General features: G+C 49.3%; 15 protein-coding genes. 8 read left to right on the top strand and 7 right to left on the bottom strand.

The genetic code is table 11. From position 1 onward, the window contains the following. Positions 1-46: 46 nt before the first annotated feature. The 3 genes from treS to ACES2C_RS15210 all read right to left on the bottom strand — a co-directional run bounded on the left by treS (position 47) and on the right by ACES2C_RS15210 (position 6,260). Complete coding sequence (treS, locus tag ACES2C_RS15220) at positions 47-3,370, bottom strand: maltose alpha-D-glucosyltransferase (protein ID WP_374163936.1); 3,324 nt, start codon at positions 3,368-3,370, stop codon at positions 47-49. Between the two features lie 20 nt (positions 3,371-3,390). Continuing rightward, positions 3,391-5,343: an alpha-1,4-glucan--maltose-1-phosphate maltosyltransferase gene (locus ACES2C_RS15215; RefSeq protein ID WP_374163935.1), complete on the bottom strand. Its 1,953-nt coding sequence runs from the start codon at positions 5,341-5,343 to the stop codon at positions 3,391-3,393. A gap of 116 nt (positions 5,344-5,459) precedes the next feature. After that, positions 5,460-6,260 (bottom strand): helix-turn-helix domain-containing protein, encoded by an 801-nt coding sequence (locus tag ACES2C_RS15210; protein ID WP_374163934.1) that lies wholly within the window; start codon positions 6,258-6,260, stop codon positions 5,460-5,462. Positions 6,261-6,338: 78 nt separating this feature from the next. Here ACES2C_RS15210 and ACES2C_RS15205 point away from each other — a divergent pair, with 78 nt between their 5' ends. The 6 genes from ACES2C_RS15205 to ACES2C_RS15180 all read left to right on the top strand — a co-directional run bounded on the left by ACES2C_RS15205 (position 6,339) and on the right by ACES2C_RS15180 (position 12,400). Then, complete coding sequence (locus ACES2C_RS15205) at positions 6,339-7,685, top strand: TolC family protein (RefSeq protein ID WP_374163933.1); 1,347 nt, start codon at positions 6,339-6,341, stop codon at positions 7,683-7,685. Positions 7,686-7,688: 3 nt separating this feature from the next. Next, positions 7,689-8,765, top strand: coding sequence for an HlyD family secretion protein (locus ACES2C_RS15200; protein ID WP_374163932.1), 1,077 nt, complete (start codon positions 7,689-7,691; stop codon positions 8,763-8,765). Continuing rightward, positions 8,758-10,353 (top strand): MFS transporter, encoded by a 1,596-nt coding sequence (locus ACES2C_RS15195; RefSeq protein WP_374163931.1) that lies wholly within the window; start codon positions 8,758-8,760, stop codon positions 10,351-10,353. The genes ACES2C_RS15200 and ACES2C_RS15195 overlap by 8 nt, the downstream gene beginning before the upstream one ends. A gap of 75 nt (positions 10,354-10,428) precedes the next feature. Further along, complete coding sequence (locus tag ACES2C_RS15190; protein WP_374163930.1) at positions 10,429-10,665, top strand: hypothetical protein; 237 nt, start codon at positions 10,429-10,431, stop codon at positions 10,663-10,665. A gap of 405 nt (positions 10,666-11,070) precedes the next feature. After that, on the top strand, positions 11,071-11,436 hold the full coding sequence (locus ACES2C_RS15185; protein ID WP_374163170.1) for a transposase: 366 nt from the start codon (positions 11,071-11,073) through the stop codon (positions 11,434-11,436). 115 nt (positions 11,437-11,551) lie between these two features. Continuing rightward, a complete protein-coding gene (locus ACES2C_RS15180) occupies positions 11,552-12,400 on the top strand; it encodes a transposase (RefSeq protein ID WP_374163929.1) in 849 nt (282 codons plus the stop codon). 383 nt (positions 12,401-12,783) lie between these two features. Here ACES2C_RS15180 and ACES2C_RS15175 read toward each other — a convergent pair whose 3' ends face one another. From ACES2C_RS15175 to ACES2C_RS15160, 4 genes are read right to left on the bottom strand one after another with little or no spacing between them, the layout of a single operon-like run. After that, complete coding sequence (locus ACES2C_RS15175) at positions 12,784-13,563, bottom strand: carbon-nitrogen hydrolase family protein (protein ID WP_374163928.1); 780 nt, start codon at positions 13,561-13,563, stop codon at positions 12,784-12,786. A 23-nt stretch (positions 13,564-13,586) separates the two neighbouring features. Continuing rightward, positions 13,587-16,991 carry an ATP-binding protein gene (locus ACES2C_RS15170; RefSeq protein ID WP_374163927.1) on the bottom strand — a complete coding sequence of 1,135 codons (3,405 nt, stop codon included), beginning with the start codon at positions 16,989-16,991 and terminating at the stop codon, positions 13,587-13,589. Between the two features lie 27 nt (positions 16,992-17,018). Then, entirely contained in the window at positions 17,019-17,612 is a 594-nt protein-coding gene (locus ACES2C_RS15165; protein WP_374163926.1) for a DUF4194 domain-containing protein, read from the bottom strand. Continuing rightward, entirely contained in the window at positions 17,609-19,072 is a 1,464-nt protein-coding gene (locus ACES2C_RS15160) for a DUF3375 domain-containing protein (RefSeq protein ID WP_374163925.1), read from the bottom strand. The genes ACES2C_RS15165 and ACES2C_RS15160 overlap by 4 nt, the downstream gene beginning before the upstream one ends. Before the next feature lie 277 nt (positions 19,073-19,349). Between ACES2C_RS15160 and ACES2C_RS15155 the strand changes: the two genes are divergently transcribed. Further along, a complete protein-coding gene (locus ACES2C_RS15155) occupies positions 19,350-22,601 on the top strand; it encodes a SusC/RagA family TonB-linked outer membrane protein (protein ID WP_374163924.1) in 3,252 nt (1,083 codons plus the stop codon). A gap of 25 nt (positions 22,602-22,626) precedes the next feature. Further along, positions 22,627-24,399: a RagB/SusD family nutrient uptake outer membrane protein gene (locus tag ACES2C_RS15150; protein WP_374163923.1), complete on the top strand. Its 1,773-nt coding sequence runs from the start codon at positions 22,627-22,629 to the stop codon at positions 24,397-24,399. The last annotated feature ends 59 nt before the right edge of the window (positions 24,400-24,458 follow it).

Raw genomic sequence — 24,458 nt, 5'->3', positions numbered from 1 at the left:
GGTTTAGCAAAAGAAGCTGTAAGCCCGCTTCTTTTGCTGAAAACCACTAACTGATTGATGACAAAATTGATTTGATTCCCTGCATGGGTACCGTTACCCAGGTCGGCCGGTTGTTCAATTCGTAATTCAGTTCATAAATTGCCTTCTGGAGAAGGAACGTCTGTAACAAAATGCCCAGATCTTCCTTATTGTTCGGAATAAAATCGGCACCCCGGGTCTTCTCGAGATAGGCGTGCATAAAGAAGCCGCTCATGTAATGATACCATTGCTCTACGAAGGGCAGCAACTTTCCGATGTCTTCCTGCCGGATCTGGTTGTCGAGGAACAGGCTGCCGTAGGCTACGTAGTGGAATGAACGAACCATCCCGGCTACGTCCCTCAGGGGCGAATACTTCAGCCGGCGCTCGCTATAGCTGCGTGCTGGCTCTCCCTCGAAGTCGAGAATCATGAAGTCTTTCCCTGTATAGAGCACCTGCCCGAGGTGGTAGTCGCCGTGGATCCTGATCTTGGTCACCTCTATCTTGTGGCTATAAATCCGTTTCAGCACGCTCAGGATCTTTTCTTTGCTGGAGGCAAGAGCTGCAGCTTCCTGCCGTACATTGTCGGGTAATTGTTTCACGTTCCTGCTCAGGCTTTGGAAAGTTGCCCTCACCAGCGACTGCAAGGATGAAAAAACGGAACGCTGGTAATGCAAAGAATAAGGTTCTGACCTGAACGCATCAAGGTCTCCGCCTGAAGCCAGAGCAAGGTGCAGCTCTCCTGTGCGGGTACCCAGCAGTCTGGCCGACTCGGCAACCGATCCTTCCAGGAGTTCCTTAATATCGGACGGCACGTCTTCGTACGCAACAGGGTCGAGTAACGTTCCTTTTAATTCTCTGGTGAGAAGTGATGTGTCGCTATGCGTCAGAAGCTTGTCGTTGAAGTCGTCCAGGCGGTCGAGCATATATTCCCAGCCATCGCTGTTGGCCTTCACCATCTCCTGCATCATGCCAAGCACCACCGTGCCTTTTGTAAACTTCCATTCTATTGCTCCGACAAAAGCGGGTATGTGACCAAATTTGGCGTGCTTGGTGAGGAAATGAGTGATCTCCAGGTCTGGATTAATAGCAAAATCGACTTTGCGGTAAAGCTTCAGAAAGAACAGATTATCATACGTGATCGACGTATTGCTCTGCTCGGCCGAAAGAACGCGGGGCTTGATCTTATCATGCTCGGTCACGTACTTTTTCAGCATTCTGTTCCCAGAAAATTCAACTTCGCTGCCTCTTAGCGCCACGCGGTGATTGTGGCCCATATTATTGATGACGGCCAGCTGCAGATCAATGCCGTAGATCGCGTCATACAATACACCTTCCTCGCCGGCGAGCCTGATGCCGGAGATGACGGACTGAGGACAGGTATCTTTAATGCGATAGGAAAAATCGCCCCTGCCAAAAGCTACCGGCAGCTGATAGGTGTCGGGCAGACCGTTCTGATAGGAGACCTCCAGCAATAAAATAAGGATGTTGTTGTCGGGGGCCGGTATGCTTGCATGGTCGATAATGCGGATCCGTTCAAGACCCCTCCCTTTTCCGCCAAACCATCTCATTTTCATGAGATACGAGGGCAGTATTTCATTCTCCAGCTCTTCAAGCGCTGCTTCTTCTACCAGATCTTTCCAGCGCTTAAGCTCCAGAATGTGCTTGCTTTGCTGCTCGGCAACCTCCTTTTTCTCCTTCTGAAGAAGGAAGCACTGACAGGAATAAGGTCCCAGCGTCAGAAAATACGGGTTTTGATCCTTCACTATAGGAAAATGGTTGCGACTGAAGATCTCTACGGGAGAAAATCCGACAAAGGCATCCAGCTGCAATTCTACGGCCTGCGAGAACCGCGAAAGGTTTGCCACCACGAGGATTGTTTCATCTTCATAGGTACGTACAAAAGAAAGTACTTTAGCATTCTCAGAGTCGATAAACTTCATATCGCCCCGGCTGAAGGCCTTATATTTCTTACGCATGCTGATGATCCGCTTGGTCCACCAGAGCAGTGATGAGGTGTTTCGCGACTGGATCTCCACGTTGACCGATCCGTAGTGAAACTGAGGGTCAAGGATCAGGGGCAGGTACAGACGCTGGGGGTTGGCCTGGGAGAAACCCGCGTTTCGGTCTCCATCCCATTGCATCGGCGTGCGTACGCCGTCACGATCACCCAGGTAAAAGTTGTCTCCCATCCCGATTTCATCGCCATAGTAGAGCACGGGCGTTCCGGGCAAGGTGAACAGCAAGGAGTTCAGCAGCTCGATCTTCTTCCTGTCGTTATCCATCAGCGGTGCAAGCCTGTGTCTGATACCCAGGTTAATCCTTGCCTTGGGGTCTTTCACGTAGACTTTGTACATGTAATCGCGCTCTTCGTCGGTCACCATTTCAAGGGTCAGCTCGTCATGGTTACGCAGGAAGATGGCCCACTGACAGGTCTCGGGGATAGTGGGAGTCTGATCAAATATATCGGTAATGGGATAGCGGTCCTCCATCTGAAGCGACATGAACATTCGCGGCATTACCGGGAAATGATAGTTCATCTGACACTCATCGCCGTCGCCGAAATAGGCCGCTGAATCCTCCGGCCACATATTAGCCTCTGCCAGTAAAAGAGTACCGGGGAAGTTGTCGTCGACATACTTTCTCAGCTTTTTCAGGAAGACGTGCGTCTCGGGCAGGTTTTCACAGTTCGTACCGTCTCGCTCAAACAGATACGGCACAGCATCCAGCCTGAATCCGTCTACACCCATCTTGCACCAGTAGTTGATCACTTTAAATACTTCCTCCTGCACCAGAGGATTATCGTAGTTTAAATCAGGCTGATGGAAGAAGAATCGATGCCAGTAATATTGTTTGGCTACGGGATCCCAGGTCCAGTTGGAGGCTTCAAAATCCTGAAAAATGATGCGCGCGTCCTTGTATTGTTTCGGGTCATCTGTCCACACGTAGTAGTCTCGCAGAGGCGAGCCTTTAGGCGCCTTTCGCGCCCGCTGAAACCATGGGTGCTGGTCAGAAGTATGATTAATGACCAGCTCTGTGATCACTTTCAAATCACGCTTATGTGCTTCCTTCAGGAAGGCGCGAAACTCCCTGATGTCTCCGTAGGAAGGGTTGATATGATAGTAGTCGGCAATATCGTACCCGTCGTCCTTTAAAGGCGATGGGTAAAAAGGCAGCAGCCAGATAGCGGTAACGCCCAGGTCCTGCAAGTAATCAAGCTTCTCCATCAGTCCCTTGAAATCGCCGATTCCATCGCAGTTGCCGTCCTTGAAGGCTTTAATATGCAACTCATATATAATGGCGTCCTTGTACCAGTGAAGCCTGTCGTCCAATTGTTTAACTATTTCGGGCATGTTTAACTAGGTTAGATTCATTATTGTTCAATTTTGAAAATATGGGCAGGCATTTCATGCGGATTGAGCTGAACATAATTCCACTCATCCTGCCACCGGTACCTGGCGCCACTCAGGAGATCCGTCACCGTATAAGGCGTTCCGGGCCTTATTCCCAGCTGCCAGAGCGGTATGCGCACCTGCGCCCCCTGGGTATTGTGGGGATCGAGGTTCACCGCAATGATCAGCCTGTTGTCACTTCCTGGATCAGCCTTTCCGTAGCAAATGATCTGATCGTTGCTCGTTTCGGCAAACTGAATATTATAAGTGGTATGAAGTGCAGGGTTCTGCTTTCTGATGATATTCACCCTGGTGATGATCTCTTTGATGCGGGTATACTTATCCCAATCCCAGTACTTGATCTCGTACTTCTCATTGTCTGTATATTCCTCCTTACCGGGATGAGGTGTGTTAACACAGAACTCATAAACCGGACCGTAAATGCCATAGCTGGAAGAGAGTGTAGCAGCCAGGATAAGCCGGAGGATATGTGCGTTCTCACCTCCCGCGCTGAGGAACGGAGGTAAGATATCGGGCGTATTAGGCCAGAAATTCGGGCGGAAGGAATAACGAAGCTCCGTGCTGGTCAGCTCCCGCATATACTCTTCCAGTTCCCACTTGCTGTTCCTCCAGGTGAAATAGGTATACGACTGATTAAAGCCGGCTTTTGCGAGTCGCTCCATCAGCCTTGGCCTTGTGAAGGCTTCGGCGAGAAAAATGATCTCAGGATGGGACTTGCGCACTTCGCCGATCATCCACTCCCAGAATGCGAAGGCCTTGGTATGCGGATTGTCGATCCTGAAAACGGTTACGCCCTGTTCTATCCAGTACTCCACCACGCTGCGCAGTTCAGTCCAGAGGTTCTGCCAGTCTTCCGTCTCAAAATTGATGGGCAAAATGTCTTCATATTTTTTAGGCGGATTCTCAGCGTACTGCACCGAACCATCAGGCCGCCACTTGAACCATTGCGGGTGCTCCTTTACATAGGGGTGGTCGGGAGCACACTGGTAGGCAATGTCCATAGCAATCTCGATGCCGAGCTGTTTGGCATCCTTCACCAGGCTCCTGAAGTCGGCCAGCGTGCCGAGCTCGGGATGAATGGCCTTATGTCCGCCTGTACGGTTTCCGATGGCCCAGGGAGATCCCGGATCATCAGGACCAGGAGTCAGCGAGTTATTCTTTCCCTTTCTGTTCTTTTCGCCTATCGGGTGGATCGGAGGAAAATAAAGCACATCAAAGCCCATCTTCGCTACGCGCGGCAAAAGACGCTTCACATCATTAAAAGTACCATGCTTACCAGGCTCAGCAGCGGCAGAACGCGGAAACAGCTCGTACCAGGTGCTGTAAGCTGCCTTTTTCCTTTCCACCTCGAAAAGCATCGCCTGCGGATAGACCGTCACCAGCTCTGCATCGCGATAAGGCTTCATCACGGTGCTGACTTCGGCACTCAGAGCCAGAAGGACCGCCGAGGGAATGCTGTCCGGATTCCTCAGGCGCGATGCCCATTCTGTAAGGTTTGCCCGATCGGCCTCTGCAGCGTTCTCAAGCGCTTTCTCAATCATTTCGGCACCGATCAGCAGTTCGACCGATACGTCCTGTCCGGCCTCATATTTCTTATTTAGTCCTTTCTGCCAGGTAGAAAAGTGATCCACCCAGCCCTGAACCTTGTACTGATGAAAGCCGACTTCCCCTGACTTAATCTGAGCTTCCCATTTGTCATTTATCACAAACCGCATGGGCACTTCCTGCCACTTCTGATCGTTCTGGTGTTTGAAAAGCACGCTTGCAGCTATCTCATCGTGTCCGTCGCTGAAGATGTCAGCCGACACTGTTAAGGTTTCATGAACGGCTGCCTTTGCAGGATACTGGCCTCCTTCTATCTGAGGGGAAACGTTTGTAATAACGACTCTCCTCCTGCCATTAGAGTTCAACATAGATAGATATGAATTGATGTCTTCATCACTCAACCTTTTTTTGTTATAAAAGTTTGAGCGATTTGGAGATTAAGTAGCGGCTCAGGGGTTCAGCGCGGCAGAAAAGGTGCAGAAAATCAGGACCTCAGCTTCTGAAAATCGGAAGGACGCATGTTCACGAGCTGATAGAATGTATTGCTGAAGGCCGATATGCTGTTGTAGCCCGTTTCGTATGCAATTTCGCTGATGCTCTTATCCGACTGCAGAAGGAATTGCATCGACCTTACTATCCTTGACAACTTCAGATACTGGAAGAAAGAAATGTCCATGGTGGACTGAAAGAGCCGTGAAAGGGTGCGCGAACTCATGCCAAACTTGTCGGCCAGCTCAGACAGGGAGAGCTCCTCGTGCAGGTGGTAATAGATATAGCGGATCACGGGGCGCATCCTTTCATTTTCGGTGGTTGGAAGAACGATGGGGAGAGGATGCCGGCTCACTTCGGGAAGGATCAGCTTCAGGGTGCTGAGGAACTGAAACTGCACAGAGCCGGGCATCATGTCGCCTGTCCAGCTTCCTGAGAACAAGATCATCTCAAGGAGGAGACTGGTAACCGGATAGATGCCCATCTTGCTGAAGAAAGGGTGCGCTTCATCATCCTCGCTGCTAAAATAAATATTCCTTACCGTGATAGAGGGGCTCCTGTGCTGAACAAAATGCTCCAGACCGGCGGGTATCCAGATGTAGTGCCGTGCAGGCAAAAAGTAAGCTTTATCCCGTGTGTTCAAGAAAGCGATGCCTCCTTCCAGGTATGTCAGCTGCCCTTTTTTGTGCTGGTGGAAAGGAAACCGGTGCTCCAGTTTCTCATGCTGCAGGTAAATAGAACGTTCGTTCTCATCAATCTTCCTGAGTCGCTCGGCAAGACTTATGCTGCTTTTCATTGGCTGGATCTAACAAATAATTGGCAATTTAGAAAAAAGGAAACATTATTTACCTATCTACCTTTGTACACGATGAAAATGAATGGATCTTACAGGTCCGGACAGTTTATCATTTTCCTTTTACTTTTCATGTTCACATCAGGTAAAGCCTCTGGTCAGGAGATAGAACTGGCCTGGAAGGAAATCAGACTGTCATTGGACCAGGTTTTTAAAAAAGCCGACACAGGCAACAGGTCGCTTCAGCTGGAGAACCTGAAGCTGCGGCAAAACGAAGAACAGCTGAAGGATGCAAAAGCAGAGCGCCTGCCCGAACTTTCAGCCGAAGCAGAGTATGCACGGGTGAGCAACATGCCCATCTTTGAAGACGGACTCTTCAGCAAGCCTGTGTACCCGCCGGTTATACACAACAGCTTTAAGCTGCAGGGGGAAGGATATCTGAACCTGTACAACGGCAAAAAGCTGTCTACGAAAATAGCAGAAGAGGAGCTCTCGCGCGACATCAGACAGGAGAACAAGAACAATACGGCTGCCGAGGTTCGTCTCAGAGCAGCAGGTTATTACCTCGAGCTCCAGCGTAATTTTGAGTTCAGAAAGCTCCTCCGGAAGAACATTGAGGAACAGGCTCAACGGCTTTCGCAGATCCGGGAGCTGCACCACAACGGGGTGGTACTGAGAAGTGATGTACTGAGAGCGGAGCTCCTCCTGTCCAGACAGAAAATGAACCTCCTGGAGACAGAAAACGGGATCACCCTGGCCAGCCAGAAGCTGAATATCCTGCTCGGTCAGCCGGAAGGGAGCATCATACGCCCCGATACCATCGGAAGCGAAGAAGGCTTCCCGCTGAAGTCTTACGAGGAGCTGCTTTCAGAAGCACGAAGCCACTCCTACCACCTCCGCATTTCGGAAAAGGAAACGGAATTAAGCAGGCTAAAACTTAAGGCGGTGAAGGCGAACGTATTGCCGCGAGCCGGACTGTTTGCCGGCTATGGCTACTCGTATCCTCAGATACTGCTTTACCCTTACGCCGACGCCGGTTACGCTATCGGACAAGCCGGACTGAGGATCAGCATTCCAATCTCGGCTGCCTACCATAATAAACACCAGGCAAGTGCTGCGGCAGTTGAGGTGGAGCAGCAGGAGCTGATGCACAGGCAGGAAGAAGATGCGCTGCGTCAGCGGGTAAAAGAAGCTTATACCAGATACACGGAGGCGGTCACCAGGATTGAGGTCGCTCAAAGAAGCATTAGCCAGGCCACAGAAAATTTCAGGATAGTCAACAATACATACTTCAACCAGCTTGCCCTGCTTACCGATCTGCTGGATGCAGATTCGCAGCTTCTGCAGGCACGTTTTGACCTTGCATCAGCAAAAGTAGCAGCTTCATTCCAGTATTATCAGTTACAAAAAGCAATAGGAAATTTATAAGTCATGGCAGAAAAGAAAAATAAATATACACACACCGACGTGATGATCACGAAGATCACGGGACAGATCGCGGTGCTCGTACTGATAGCCCTGGTAGTCTGGGGCTGCCTTTCGCTCCGGCAAATGTGGACGTATGAAGAAACGAATGACGCGCAGGTTGAAGAATACATCAATCCAGTGACGTCCCGCGTTGGCGGATTCATCAAGGAGATCCGATACGAGGAAAATCAGGACGTTAAAAAAGGCGACACGCTGATCGTGATCGACAACAACGAATACCTGGCCCAGGAGCAGGAGGCAGAAGCAGCATTGATGAATGCTAAAGCGCAGATAGAAATCCTGTCGAGCAACATCCGGACATCTCAGACGGGTTCAAAGGTAAGCAGTGCTCAGGTAGAAGCTGCCAAAGCACGGCTATGGAAGCAGGAACAGGAATACAAGCGCTACAAGCGGTTGTACGATGCGGAGTCGGTCACCGGGCAGCAGTTCGAGAATGTGAAAACGGCATTGGATGTGGCGCGGGCTGAGTATCAGTCGAGCATCGAAAATTATCAGGCCTCTCTTTCGAAGGTACAGGATGTGCAGTCGCAGCAAAGCGCCGCCCTGGCGGAGATCAGGCGTCGCGAGGCAGTCCTGAGCCGAAACAAGCTGAATGTTTCCTACAGCGTCATCGCGGCCCCGTACGACGGAAAGATGGGCAGAAGGACGATCCAGACAGGCCAGCAGATCCAGCCCGGACAAACGCTTGCCTATATAGTAGACCGCCAGGAGGGCAAATGGGTGATCGCTAACTTTAAGGAGACTCAGATCAGAAATATGCGTATCGGGCAGAGCGCCGATATAGAGACCGATGCTTTCCCTGGTGTCGTCTATCACGGACGAGTAGAGTCGCTTTCTCCTGCAACGGGTGCCAGGTTCTCCCTTTTGCCGCCCGATAATTCAACCGGGAACTTTGTGAAGATTACGCAGCGTATTCCAGTAAAGATCAGGCTCACTGACGACAGAAAGACAATAGAGCCGCTGCGTGCAGGTATGAATGCAGAGGTGTCACTCAGAAAGGACGAAAAAGAACATGAGTAACGAGATTCCAATCTTTAAGTCGTGGGTACCCGACTGGATGATCAAATGGGCGATCCTTCTGATGATGTTTCCGTCGGTCTCACTCTTCGGTTTTTTTACGACCAATACCAGCGGTACAGCCGGTTATTACGGCATAGAGCCGCAGGACGTGCAATTTTCTGTCGTGCTGTTCTATGCCTCTCTGGCCAGCTTCTATCCGCTTGAGAAACGGTTCTTTCGCTACCTGGCCAGCCGCAACTACTTCATCATTGGGGTTCTCCTGCTCATCGCCACCTCAGCCGGATGCTACTATGCAAGAAGCGGTACCGCGTTCTTCATACTCCGCTTTCTTCAGGGAGTCTTCAACGGCGGTGTGAACACCATCTGTATCACCCTCCTCTTCAGCCGCTTTTCCAGCGAACGATCCAGGGTTATCGGCTACTCCTATTTCTACGGGCTGCTCCTCTGTTCCTCGCCCCTTACCATGCTCATCACCTCGCGCGTGCTTGATCACTATGATCTGGCCGCACTTTACAAACTGATGATCTTCATGCTGGTGCCGCCTGCCATACTCCTTACCCTGATGATGAATGATATACGGCTGAGGAAGAAGTTTCCACTTTATCAGCTCGACTGGAAAAGTTATGTCCTCTATTTGCTGGTCTTCTGCAGTGCCGGCTATGCACTTATATACGGACAGACCCTTAACTGGCTCGAAGACTGGCGCATCCGGGCTGCGATCATCGTGTTCGTTGTTGTACTCTGCCTCTTCTTTCTCCGGCAGAAGGGTTTAAAGAGACAGTTTATTGAAATTGGTGTCTTCAGGTATAAAAATTATGTACTTGGCGCCTGCCTGCTCATTCCTCTCTATGTATGCCGCGGGTCATTGAGCATCAGTACGAATTACTTCAGTGCCGTTCTCCGGACTGATCCCATTCATATCTCCAACCTTATGCTCGCCAATCTGGCCGGCATCATCGTCGCCACTGCAGTGGTTGCAAGAGCGGTGTTGCTGGGAAAGCCTATCCGGCAGATCTTCCTAGTTGGCTTTGCCTTTATGTTCATCTTTCACTTGTGGATGAGTTTCCTTTTTACGAGCACGACCGATGACAGCCAGTACATCCTGCCCCTGCTGATACAGGGCCTGGGTAGTGGAACGCTTCTGGTGCCGCTCGTTATTTTTGTGGTATCATCGGTACCCGCAGCCAGCAGCATTTCAGCCTCAGGTGCCGGCATCTTTTTCAGGTTTATCGGATTTTGCCTCAGTCTCAGTCTCATCAACTTTTTCCAGCTGAGTGATAAAAGCAGGCATTATCAGAGTTTCAGGCAGGAAGTTACTGCAACCAATCCACTCAGTATTGAAAAACTGCAGCACTATGAGCAGATGGTGCATTCGAAGGGGCTTGCTGCCGATGAGGCTTCAAGGGCAGCACAGGTTCTGCTAAACCGGTCGGTAGATACGCAGACCCAGCTGCTCTACGCGATTGACTACTACCGGATGCTCTGCTTTCTGATCGCGATCATCATGGTGATCATCGCACTTTCGCCCTATATCAACCGTACTGTAGTACGCCTGAAAGGAGCGCAGCCGGCTCCTGCTTCTTACTAAAAGTTAAAAAATATTCAACAATACCACCCGGAACTTGTTGTTATACTAACATCTAACAGAAAAATATAAAATATTATGGCGAATTTCAATCCACAGCACAGCGAAGGCAAAGTGGCCTCAGCTATCGAAGAACAGACTGCAAAAGTACCGTCAGACGTATTCCTTTGGGCCTCTCTTGCATCGATGGGAGTATCTCTCACCTTAAAATGCCTTGGAAGAAAACATACGGCCTTGTTCGTAGGACAATGGGCTGCTCCTTTTCTCCTTCTCGGTATCTATAATAAGATCGTTAAAGTAGAAGGACACGACTAAGATTTTCTCTTTTTTGATGATTCATTAGGCAGCCAGCGTGCTGCCTTTTTTTGTTTTTAAAATTGTTTTTGTTCTTTAAAGGCACAAAGAATATCCACGCAAATTATCTCCCGTTTGTGCCTGCAGCTCATGATTGTGTTGTTTGCGGCACAAACACTGACTACAATCAGTTTTTTTCTGTATTCAGATCATTTTTTTCCAGCCAATATGACCCCATATTTGTATCAGTAATTGTTGCTGCCCCAAGGCAACATTTTTCATAGGTAGATGTAGGGTCAGACATATTCATTTGTGTCTGACCTTTTTTTATGCGCCCCGCGACAGAAATTGCCGGATCAGGGAACAGGGACAAAAGTTGTGGAGAGAAGAGTAAAAGTAAGATATTAGCGTGCAGAAATTAGATAGATGCACGAGTCGTTTAAAGCCCTACTTCCCTTGATTATCCCTGAAGGGGTATCCGATTATTTCCAGTTGACAGATCATAAAAAAGACACTACCGGGATTCATATTTACCTGGAAGAGATCAACTCCATTCCGGTAGAATATAAGACCAACAAGTTACTCTCCAAAGGCTTCTTTGATGAAGTGATTCTGCAGGACTTTCCCATACGGGGACAGGAAGTGTATTTGCATGTTAAGCGACGTAGATGGTGGAATCTGGACACAGGTAAGGTCGTTCACCGAGATTGGAATGTTGTAGCAATAGGAACGCGGATCACCAGTGATTTCGCCGCTTTTTTAAAAGCAATCAGTCGATACCCAGCCACATAGTCTGCAGACGATCGCCTCCTTTTACGGGATCAAAGGCAAGAAGCTGCAGCGCTATTATCGCGATCAACTCAGTGAATACAAGAATTGGGAGCACCGTACCGATGCCCGTAAAGGCTTGATCTTCCCACAGAACATCGGTCCTTATCTCTCTATAGATGAGACCAGTCTTTCCCAGGGTGAGCTCTATACGGTGGTCACCAATAAAGAAGCTAGAGGCAAAAAGGGCACTCTGGTTGCTATTATGGAAGGTACCCGTTCGGAGAACATCATTCCACTGCTTCAAAAGATCCCCCAAAGACTTCGTAATAAGGTCAGAGAGATCACCTTGGATCTGGCTGGTAACATGAGTTTGATCGCTAAAAAGTGCTTTCCTTTGGCCTCGCAGGTCATTGATCGCTTTCATGTGCAGCAGTTAGCCACAGAAGCGCTACAGGAAATACGGATCAAATACCGCTGGGAAGCCATTGATGCAGAGAATCAGGCTCTGGAAGAAGCCAAAGCAACTAAAACAAACTATTCACCTGAAATACTATCCAATGGCGATACCTTGAAGCAGTTACTGGCCAGAAGCCGCTATCTGCTCTACAAGGACCAACAAAACTGGAGTGCTGAACAGGCAGAGCGGGCTTCCTTGCTCTTTGAACGATATCCTTCCCTGGAAAAAGCTTATCAGCTAACCCGGGGCTTATCCTGGATATTCAGCAACACCAAAGATAAGCTCTACGCCTTTGCAAGACTGGCCCGGTGGAACGAGAAGGTGGAGCAATCCGGCTTTAAATCTTTTAATACCATTGCCAGAACCATCAATCTCCACCACAACAATATCTTGAACTACTCTGATAACCGAAGTACAAACGCTTCAGCCGAATCTTTCAATGCCAAAATTAAGGCTTTCAGAGCTCAGTACCGAGGGGTAGGAAATGTTAATTTTTTCCTCTTCAGACTCATGAAATTATTTGCTTAGTCCACAGATTTTGGTCCAGATCCCGGATCAGGGGGCGTTCTAGAGAACTCTGTGCAAGCCCGTTCGAGATCGCTATTCTACCCCTTGGGACCAGGGCCTGCGAACCAGGAAAATAATTTTCTTTTCGGACTCTTAAAATGACATGCGAAAGTATGGTTCGGAACATGGTCTGCCTGTAGTGCGAGCTGCTTCGGTACTCCTTCGGCAATGCATCGGTACTTCTACGAGACGCCCCGAAGATGTGTAAAGGGATTGCAAAAGGTGTGCCTTGCCATCCCGGATGAAACTCCGAGCGCGGTCAGGAGCGAACCCTTCAATCACCGGGCCCTGATTTTCGGTTTGGGAGCAAACTGGTTCTGCGTCGTATTTCTGGCAATGACAGATCAGCTTTGGCCCCTCAATCTTTTGGCAAGTAAACCGGTAGCCAGAGAAGGATCAATATCGGCAACGATAATGCCGGCTTGCCCGTATGCTGCATGCACGATGCAGGTCCCTTCAGGACTAATCACTGCACTGGCAGACTCAGGATAGCGGGAAGCATAATTGCAGCTGGCAAAGTAGATCGTATTCTCCAGAGCCCTCATCATCATTGCTTTCTCGTAGTAGGGATTATCCTTATTGCCCCACTCCATAAGCGTTTTCCCTTCGGTATCACTTCCTGCAAAATGAGGATGAAATACAATATGTGCGCCTTGCCTTGCCGCCCACCTGACACTTTCAGGATAGCGAAATCCTTCGTGACAGATCGTTATCCCGAACTTCAGGCCATCGACTTCAAAGACCCGCCGCTCGTTACCCGGGATCCAGATGGTGTCCTCGGAGGGGTCTAACTGATTCTTGGTCTGAAATCCGAGCACCTCCCCTCTTTCTGACACAACATAAGCCAGATTGAGAAGACCATCGGCATGGTGCCAGTCCATCGGAACGATAATGGCAATAGCATTCTGCGCTGCAATTTCACATACTTTGTCAAGGGCTGACTGCAGGCTTTGCGGCGAGCGGTCCTCTTTATCGTATCCCATTCCCGGATATCCGGGCAAATACGACTCAGGAAAACAAATGATTTTCGCGTTCGCCGCTGCTGCTTTGACTAGATTTTCGAGGGAGTGAAGTCCGTCAGCGATAGATTTTGGAATTGGAGGTGATGCTAGTGCAATTTTCATAGATAATTTGCGATATCGTTTTTTTACGGGTTAATTGATGTTACCAGTTCTTCCATTTTCTCCTGCAATTCCTTTATGGTCATATTATAAAGAACGCTATGGCGATTTTCTACACGCTGAACCAGGTGTACGTGAGCGATAAAGTCCTGCACAATCTGGATCTTATCGCTTGGGGTCACTACCAGGAGCTGAAGATTTAACTGTTTGCACAGTTCCATCAGGTAGGTTGCCTTCTCTTCATCCTGATTACTGAAGCTCTCGTCAACGGCAATAAAGCGGAGGCTTTTACTGCTTTTACTGTCTCTCGTGATGCCAAACTGATAGGCAATGGCACTACAAAGAATTGTATAGGTAAGCTGTGCCTTTTCCCCTCCTGACAGCTGCCCCATCTGGCGGTAAACCTTTTTAACCTCACCGGTTTCCCTGAACTTCTCTTCTGCCCAGAATTCGAACCAGTTCCTGGCATCGGTAACCCGCTCGCGGTAAGCCGGATTTTCATCCAGGAGCTTGATCAGCGGGTGCACCTTCTGGCGAAAATGCAGCGCCTTATCCTCGTAGGGGCTTTGCTGCCAGTTCACGGCCTGAGGAAGGGCATCAAGCAGCATGCCCCTGAACTCCCTGATCTCTGTTCCTGCAGGTACCGGCCGTTTTGATAACTGGATATAGGTCTCAGGCAGGCGATTAAAGTTAATAGCACTGAGAGAATGATTCAGCTTGCTGATGGTTGTGCTGATATCCCTCTCCCATTTTTCAAGTTCTTCATTAAGCCCGCCGATTTTGTAGGTGATAGTGTCGTTAATGTAGTTCTCAAATTCTTTCTTGAAGCGAGGCAAGTTCTCGTTTCGGAGCTTGTCTTCCCACTCCAGAAATTCACCGGCATGCTCGCTGCTGTCTGAGAACTGCTGGAGATCGGCATTCCAGTCGGGGTACTTTTGTATAAGGGAGGCCGAGGGACGTTTCATCTTGATAATTGCGAAAGTAAGCTCGCTCTTTTCCCTGCTTGCGGCCCTGTCCTTCTCGTCTTTTGCCATTCCAATCTTGAGTCGCCATCTCTCGTATACTTCCTCCAGATTCGCTTCATTCAACGACGCTACATCAAACCCGCTCCTCGTTTCAAACTCTCTGATCACCTCCATATCTTCCTCCCTGAGGATGCTTATAAACGCTTCGATATTCCTCTTTCTGGTTCGGAAACCATTCAGGTCGCGTTCTTCAACACTGTGTCTGCCCAGCAGCACGTCTCGACCGGCAATCATCTTTTTCCTCTGCAGGGTCAAATCAGTCAGCTCGTCCTTGAGCAACTGAAGCGTGTTATTATCTTTCTTGAGGGCTTCTATCTGCACCTCGGCTTTGCTGATAGCCTGAATTGTCTTACTGACGTTGAGATCTGTAAAACCCGGATACTCAAGTAAGCGTTTACATACATAGGCCTCACCTTCCAGTCGTTTCGACTTCTCCTTACAACGGCTGATGCTCTCCTGGTCGGCATTCATCTGGAGAGTAATGGCGCTCCGCTCTTCCAGCAAGGCCTTTACCTTCTCTTCGTTATTCCACCCTAACACATAACGCGAGGCATTATTACTGTCGGGCCTGTCGTCCTTTTCATGCCTGTCGCCATTCTTAATCAAGCCATTAGGCGTGATTGCCTTTTCAAATTGCCTCAACTCCTCCGCTGTTTCTACGCAGCAATAATCAAAGTTGCGGATCAGGTGCTGTTCAACCCAGAAAGAAAGAGGATGATCGGGTTTAAACTCTATTTTTTCGAATACAGTGCCCGTATCGGCAAGCATGGTAAACGCCGGATCTTTTACCCGATAGTAGGTAAGCTTGGCCCGAAGGTTATTCCGGTTCACGTAGTCGGTGACCCGCTTGTAGTGCTGCTCGGGCACGAGAAGCCGCAACGCAAATGAGTGCAGCAGTTTCTCAAGGGCAGGCTTCCACTGAAGCTCCTCCTGTTTCACCTGCATCAGCTCTCCGGCAAACATGATATCTTCAGGATGTATCCTTAACTGGCGGCAGATCTCTGCCCTTAACTCAATGAGCCTTGTGTCGATATTGCTCCTGGAGTGATGCAACAATCCAATATCGTCCTTTAGCTGCGCTTCGCGCTGCCTGCTCTCGTCGTAACTCTTCCGGGCTGTAAACAGAGCATCCTCGTTTCGCCGCTTGTCCTCCTCCAGGTTCCTGTACACCTTCTCGGCTTCCTTCAGGATCCTGCGGTAGGCCTGATCGTCGGCAGGGAAATCATCAATAATATTCAGTACGGTGCACCACTTTCTGAACTCCCCGATATTCTTTTCACGCTTTTCCTTTTCGCGGCGCAGCCCGTTGATCTCCTTCTCCAGTCCCATCAGCCTTTGCCCCACGCTGCTGCCCTCGATCTGCAACCTCAGCGCATGTTCCTTCTCTTCAAGCACCGACATGCTCTCTTCCAGCTCGGCGATCTCCGACCGGATCTCTGATATTCCCTGCTCCGCTTTTACGATCGCCTCTTCGAGCAGGCGGAACTCTGTATATTTTTTCCAGCTTGTGCCGGTGTCGAGTTCCTGCTCAATCACCTGCAGTTCTTCTTTCAGTAAAGCGTACTTTTCGTAGTGTGCTCTGATTGGTGCCAGAAGCTGAAGCTGATCCTCAGACTTCTCGATATTCTTTTGAGCATCGAGCAAAAGAGACAAGTGCGACTTCAGATCCTGAAAAACCTCCTCCATATTGCGGGGCTCAAGCATGTGGGTCCGGATGAACTCATCCAGGTTGCCAAGCACTTTAATTCCTACAGTTTGATTAAACAGATGAAGGGCCTGCAAGCTTTGCAAGCCGAGGACTGAAACCAGGCGCTGCGCGTATTTGGTAGCAGAATCAAACCACTCGATATTTTTGCGGCTCCCCGAGTTATTCTCAAGATCGAGCCTACGCTTCCAGTTTCCCTGAAAGTCGAAGGGGTTAAAGTCCTGCTCAATATGCAGTTCCCGGAAAGCAATACCGTAGTACCTTCGCATTTCGCTTCCTGCAAAGTACCGAACCTGAAAAAAGCTGAGCGCCTGTTCCTCTTCGTTTGCAAAACCTGCCAGGATAATACTGTAAGCAGTGTCTTTATTGTCGCGAAGGTATAAAGTGCGGGTTGCGCCTCCCTCGGTGTTGATGGTTCCATAGCCTCCGAGGACATACGAGTCTTCTGTACGGTCGCCCTTTCTTTCTGCTCCGGAGCTCTGGTTATAGAACCGGTATTTCTTTTCGGGCACCAGCAGGGTCAGCAAGGCATCAATAAAGGTGGTTTTACCGCTGCCGTTAGAGCCGGTCAAGAGACTGGTCTCCCCCTGAGGCTTGATCGAATGGATCTTCGCGTCAAAGGTTCCCCAGTTAAACACTTCCATATATTGCAGCCTGAAACCATTTTTCTCAGTGCTGGTATTAAAAACATTCAGTTGCATAGTACTATTCCTGCCTAATAATTGCTGCTACGATTCATGCTCTTCGATGAAGGATCTGAGCTGTTCATGAAAACGCGACAGCGCATCTTCATCTACCTTTGCCTTTATCAGCTTCCTGACACGAAACTTTTGCTCATCTTCCACTTCGCTGTCTTCAACCCGGCTTAGGAAGCCATTTTCTTCCGCGCGGTCAATGAGCCTGTCCAGCTCCTTAAGGAACTTTACGCGGCTCGCCTTTTCCCTGAAAAACAGCTCTGCGTACTCTTTAATCTCCCGTCTCCTCCTGATCAGCTCCCGTGATCCCGATTCGCTTATCTCAAACTCGGCCATCATCTCCCGAAGTAAGACCAGAAGAATACTCTCCTCGTAAGAGTAGGCCCGGCGGGTCACCCAGCTGATCTCAACCGACTCATCATCGCTGAGCATCTGGCGTACCACAGCGTAGCCATCCTGTTCATCCAGCACCAGGCTCAGGCCGAGGGAAGCCAGGAATTCGGTTAGCTCATACTTATGCAGGAGCAGCTTTTCCCATGTACTTTTATCGAAATATTCTACAGGCCCTTTCAGGAGTTTAATAAACACAGATGTGTAGGGTAAAATACCTGCATTTGCTCTGATCATCGTGAAAATATTAAGTAAGGTATTTCTATGTATTTAGTCTTTTCAAGGTTCAGGGGAATATCTTCTGTGAGGTCCATGGTCAGCACCTTTCCGGGATTGGTTCTAAGAAAATCAAAGTATGAGACCACCTCTGCGAGGCCCTGCTCAGGCGGATGCTGCTCCAAAATTTCACGCAGCGTTACGCTATCTTTCCCGGCGAGCATAGACTCCACACGGCTCCAGAGAAGCTTTTTATCAACCTTGCTCGTATTTAACAGGTTGCGAAACCTGTCGAAATCCTCTACCCTTTCAATAGCCGCTGACGGCTGCCTGACTACCTGCGACTGCCTTTTCTCCGAATAGGTGAGCATCTTATCAATAGGCATGCGGATGTCGAGTCCGCCATCAAGCTCCATGCCTGCATCTATTTGTCCGCGGTCGATCAGATTGAGCACCATTTCTTTAATAGCGCCGATGCGGGTGCGCAGGCGCTTATGCCGCGAGATCTCTTTCTCGGTGATAATACGACTGAGCTTCTCGGCCATTCGATCATTGGCCTCATACACCGCCCGGCCTTGCCGGAAAAGCACTGACTTCACATTTTCAATAAAGTGGACATCGGCATCGATATTCCGCTCGGTGATCATCCTGACCAGCTGATCGGTATTTTCCTGCCATTCCTGCTGTCCGCTTCTCGAGATCAGAAAGTCCCAGAAGGCGTAAAAGCTCTTGCCCTGATTACTCTTTCTCAAGGCATCATATGCTTCAAACGCAAAACCGAGGATTTCACCCTTATTCTGCTCTGCACGCGTATGCTGCTCTACGATCGACCTGTGAATCTGCTTGAAATTATCTTCCACTTCGCGGAAGTCGCCTATCAATTCGTAGCAGAGCCGGTTGAAGAGGTCAAGCCGCTCCTGCACCTGCGAGTTCGTATAGAACTCAGGCCGTATACCTAACTCGATCGCTTTAATCTCTTTATCGAGTTCGGCCCGTCGTTCTTTAAGCATCTGAAGACGCCTGGCTTTATCATCTTCGGTATTTTCAACTATCTCACGAAGGGAGTTTACGAGCAGCTTGAAGCGGCTCTCTGTTCCAACATGCTTACGGACCTGCAGTGACTGGAGCCACTGAAGAACTTTCTCGGTATAGGAACTCAGCTGATAGCGTGTATTTCCTTCAGGATCGGGAATATCCTGCAGAATCCGCTTTTCTACCCAGTTCTGGATATGTTTACGGCTTCTGCTTAACTCATCTTCACCAAACTGAATGTGAACCTCATCAAGATCCTCCAGGCTATTCTCCTGACTGCTTAACCTGTCGGTAAGAAGCTGAATGAGCTGTCCTTCATCAATGATGAAGCGATTTTCTTCCTTAAACACAGAAAAAAGGAATGGCAATACCCACCTCGAATTCTTTAGGCGGATAATTTGCACTGAAATCGAAGATTTTAGGATAAATTCTATATCTTCTTTGTTCATACTAAACTAAACTCATCTTGTTTCCTCTTCTGCTCCCGCCGATCAGTGCCTGATGAGCTGACCCGGCGCGGACAGCAATTAATTGCGAAAAGAAATAGCTTTAAAATTGCGGATTTATTTAACGTGTACTGTAAAAAAGATTTCAACATTGCAAAAAAATATGCCTGGCAGGCATGAAAGATTTGTAAATACGTAATAAGAATATTACTTTTATAAGACTACGATCCCATGTCGTGGTAATTAACCAATTTTTTATACATCTAAAATTTAACCATTTATGAACTATTACTTGTCGACCGAGAGGAAGAGGACCGCATTATTCTTTTTTCTCTATTTATTCCTAAGCATGGTAGCGAGGGGACAGGACATCACCGTTAGGGGCAAAGTGACGGATGCTCAGGGGCCATTAATAGGCGTGAGCGTTAAAGTCGCCGGAACTACCAAAGGCACTCTGACAGGCCCCAGCGGAGAATTCAGCATTTCTGCCCCGCCCGCCGGCACGCTCATATTTTCGTACATTGGTTATGTTGGGCAGCGCGTGCAGATACAGAACCGGACCACCGTCAATGTAACGATGGCAGCTGAAAGCCGCTCTCTCGGGGAAGTAGTTGTAACGGGCTACGCCACCCAGCGAAAGAAGGATCTGACAGGTGCTGTAGCGGTAGTGGATGTGGAAAACCTGAACCGGCAGCCTACGGCTAACGTTGAAAACCAGCTGCAAGGACAGGCGGCAGGTGTCACGGTAACAGGGTCGGGGCAGCCCGGAGAGCAGCCTCAGATCAACATCCGGGGTATTAACACCTTCGGAAATAACACGCCCTTATATGTGGTGGACGGCGTCCCCACACAGAACATTACCGACATCAATCCCAATGACATTTCATCCCTTCAGGTGCTGAAAGATGCGGGCTCTGCCTCTGTATATGGTTCACGTGCGTCTAACGGCGTTATTGTGATCACGACCAAGCGAGGATCGGGGAAAGTCAAGGTTTCCTATGATGCCTACGTGGGCAGGCAGTATGTGCAGGGCGGAAACGTCTTTGACCTGCTGAACCCGACTGAGATGATGCAACTGACCCAGAGGGCACTGGCAAACAGCGGACTGAAAATTGAGAACAAGCAATATGGAACAGGTACCTTCACTTTGCCTGATTATATCCTTGGTGGCTCGGCAGGCGGCCTTAAAGAAGGAGATCCGGCTGTAGATCCTTCCAGATACAAAGCAAACCCGGAGTATAATACCGGCGTTATTCCCTCTAACTGGTATCAGATCACAAAGGCTAATAAACAGGGTACAGACTGGTTTCACGAGATCTTCAAAGATGCGCCTATACAGAGCCACAACCTTACGGTAAGCGGAGGCGGTGAACAAGGAAATTACCTGTTCTCTTTCAACTATTTCAATCAGAAAGGCACCCTTATACGAACTTTTAATACACGCTATTCAATCCGCTCGAACAGCCAGTTTAACGTAAGCAAGAACATCCGGATTGGCGAGAACCTTGAATATTCCATCACAGAAAATCCGAGGGCAAACGTACTGGATGAAGGCAGCGCTGTGGGAATGGCCTTCAGAGAGCAGCCTATCATTCCCGTGTACGATATTGCAGGGAACTTTGCCGGAACACGTGCGCCAGATCTGGGCAATGCACGAAATCCTGTCGCCATTCAGGAACGTACCCGCAACAATTCGGGCAGGGCAAACCGGCTGTTCGGAAACATCTTTGCAGAAGTAGACCTGTTCAGGCATTTTACTGCCAGAACAAGCTTTGGAGGGGAGTCATGGAACTTTAACAGAAGATCCTTCACCTTTCCTGAATACGAAAATGCCGAGAACAATACCCAAAATACCTATCGCGACGATGCAAACAACCTGTACAACTATACCTGGACCAACACCGTGAATTACAGTCAGGACTTCGACAAGCATCACCTGCGCGCACTGGTGGGCACTGAATCTTACCGTAATTCAGGGCGAAACCTATGGGCATCCAGGAACGGCTATTACATCTTTGATCCCGACTATACCAACCTCGATGTAGGTTCAAGCGGGATCAACAACTCCAGTAACCGTTTTGATGAAACCTTGTTCTCTCTTATTGGGCGCGTTGATTACAACTTTGCTGACAAATACCTCATCGGCGCTACCATTAGAAGGGATGGTTCTTCCAAGTTTGGCGAGAAGCACCGCTATGGATGGTTTCCTGCTTTCAGCGCTGCCTGGCGCATATCACAAGAGCCCTTTATGAAGGGAATAGACTGGCTGTCAGACTTAAAGATCAGAGGGGGCTGGGGCGTTATGGGGAACCAGTTTAATCTCCCCGCCAATAATGCCTATACCACGTTCGGCACCAGCCAGAATAACTCCTACTACCCTACAACGGGAGGCAATACCATTATTCCCGGCTATTTCAAAAACAGGATCGGGAACCCCGACGCGAAATGGGAAAGCGACAAAAACTCCAATATTGGGATAGATGCCTCCCTGTTCCATGGCAAAATTGAATTTTCCGGCGATTACTACCGGAAAGATATCAATGACATGCTCTTCAATCCGGAATTGCCGGGTACGCAGGGCCAGGCCACTGCTCCTTATCAGAATATCGCGTCAATGTTCAATGACGGACTCGACCTTTCGGCCACAGGCAACTTTCGCTTATCCAAGGACATAAAGCTGAGCGCCACCGCTACCTTTACCTCCTACCACAATGAGATCAAGAGTGTGTCGGGGAACACCCCGTATTATGATGTTCCTCTCAGCCGGCGTTTCAACGGCAACTATTTTGTGCGCAACGCCGTGGGACAATCGCTCGGATCTTTCTTTGGCTACAAAGTAGACGGCTTCTGGGACTCACAGGCTGAAATAGATCAGGCGAACGCCGGTGCTCAGGGCGGAGTATACCAGAACGATGTAAAGGTGGGCAGGTTCCGCTACGCGGATATCAACAAAGACGGAAGGATCACCGCGGAAGACCGGACCTTCATCGGAGATCCTAACCCCGACTTTACCTATGGTCTCAATCTTGGCTTAGATTTTAAGAATTTTGACTTCAGCGCCTTCTTTTATGGCAGCCAGGGTAACGACATCTGGAACAACGTGAGGTGGTGGACTGATTTCTATGGCGGCTTTACCGGCGCAAAGAGCAGAACGCTCCTGTACAATTCATGGACGCCCGAAAATCCTAATGCCAAAGCCCCTGTCATTGAAAGTGCGGCATCGTTTAGCACTCAGAGCGTGCCGAACTCTTACTTCGTAGAAAACGGCTCTTACCTGCGTCTCCGCAACGTGCAGATTGGATATACGCTGCAGCAAAGCGTGCTGAATAAACTAAAAATCAAGAAACTAAGAATCTACGTTTCCGGTGCCAACCTCTTCACCATTACGAAATACTCAGGCCTCGACCCCGAGATTGCACAATCGAGCACCGGCAATACGAACGGCGTGTACCGGTCTGATACCTTTGGCATTGACGAAGGCTCTTATCCCAGCCCGCGTACTTTTCTATTTGGGGTAAACGCATCATTCTAATCCTATTGAAAAAAAACTAATGAAGATGAAAAAGCTATTTCTATTTATTTCGGTTTTAATAACAGGTTCTGCCCTTCTCTTGAGTTCATGTAAAGAGGACTATCTGGACAAAGATCCACTGGGCGCACTTAAAACGGAAGATATGCAGGACTCCACAGGCGCCGCCTCCCTGCTGATAGGAGCGTACGGCGCGCTTGACGGAGTTGGTGTAGGTGCCGCGAACCCCTGGGAGGCCGCACCTTCGAACTGGATCTACGGATCTGTTGCCGGTGGCGATGCCTCCAAAGGTAGCTTCGGCGGCGACCAGCCGGGTATCGATCCTATTGTAAACTTCTATGCGGATGCAAGCAACGGCTTTTTTAACAGCAAATGGAGGGCCTGTTTTGAAGGTGTAACGCGGTGCAATGCTACCATAACAGCCCTGGCTAAAGCTACGGATATCTCCCCTGCCGACGCCGCAAACATACAAGCTCAGGCACGGTTTCTGAGAGGTCACTACTACTTTGAGCTGAAGAAGATGTTTAACAAAGTGCCGTGGATCGATGAAACCACTACCGTCTTTACCCAGCCGAACACAGAGGACATCTGGCCGAAAATCGAAGCCGATTTTAAGTTCGCTTATGAAAACCTTCCGCCGACACAGAAAGACCTGGCCAGAGCGAACAAGTGGGCAGCAGGCGCTTACCTCGCCAAGGCCTATCTCTACCAGCATAAGTACCAGGAGGCCAAGCCGATGTTTGATGCGGTAATAAATCAGGGCGTGACCACAAACGGACTAAAGTACGGCCTGAGGCCAGCGCTGACAGACAACTTTCTCCCCTCTCTTGAGTCGGTCAATCAGGAAGCCGTATTCTCGGTTCAGATGGCAGCCAGGGCCGTCGCAGGGAACATCGACAACGCAAATTCAGGGGAAATGCTAAACTTTCCCTACAACAGCCCCTTTGGGTGCTGCGGTTTTTTTCAGCCTAGTCAGGAGCTGGTAAACCACTACCGTACAAATTCATCCACCGGCCTTCCCTACCTTGACACGTATAACGAGCACCCGGTGAAAAGCGATCAGGGGATTGCCTCGAACGTGGCTTTTACTCCTGATGCGGGGACACTTGATCCCCGTCTCGACTGGACCGTAGGTCGCCGGGGAATACCGTTCCACGACTGGGGTAACCACCCAGGACAAGCATGGGTGAGAGAGCAGAGTTATGGTGGAGCTTATGCCGCCAAAAAGAATATATATTGGAAAAAGAACATAGACACCGATTACGACAACGGCTCCTGGGCTCCTGGCACTTCTATCAACGTTCATATTATCCGTTTTGCCGATGTCTTACTGATGGCATCGGAGGTCGAGGCACAGATGGGAAATCTCGACAAGGCTCAGGAATACGTTAACATGGTCAGGAACAGAGCAGCCGACCCCGCTAACATCCTCTATAAGTATAAGAACGATGCCAAGCCCGAGGAGGGCTTCTCCACTACGCCGGCTGCTAATTACCTCGTCTCGCCCTACCCTGCTGGTTACTTTGCTACCGCGGGAAAGAACGGGGCACTAAAGGCAATATATTATGAAAGGAAAATTGAACTGGCCCTTGAAGGTCATCGCTTCTTTGACCTTGTGCGCTGGGGCATTGCAGAGGAAGAACTCAACAGATACTTCGCCTACCAGGGTAAGATCACTCAGGATGTCAGGAACGGCAAGTTCGTATCCGGCAAAAATGAGTATTATCCTATACCTCAGCGACAAATCGACCTGAGCGTTGTGAACGGAAAACCAACTCTGACACAAAACGAGAAATATTAAGTCGCGATAACACGCACTCAGGAGGCCCGCCCTATGCAGGCCTCCTGTTTCGTTCTGTA

Source organism: Arcticibacter sp. MXS-1, assembly GCF_041902385.1.
Taxonomy (GTDB): Bacteria; Bacteroidota; Bacteroidia; order Sphingobacteriales; family Sphingobacteriaceae; genus Arcticibacter.
Note: the sequence above shows the minus strand (reverse complement) of the source record. Positions and strands in the feature narration are given on the sequence as shown.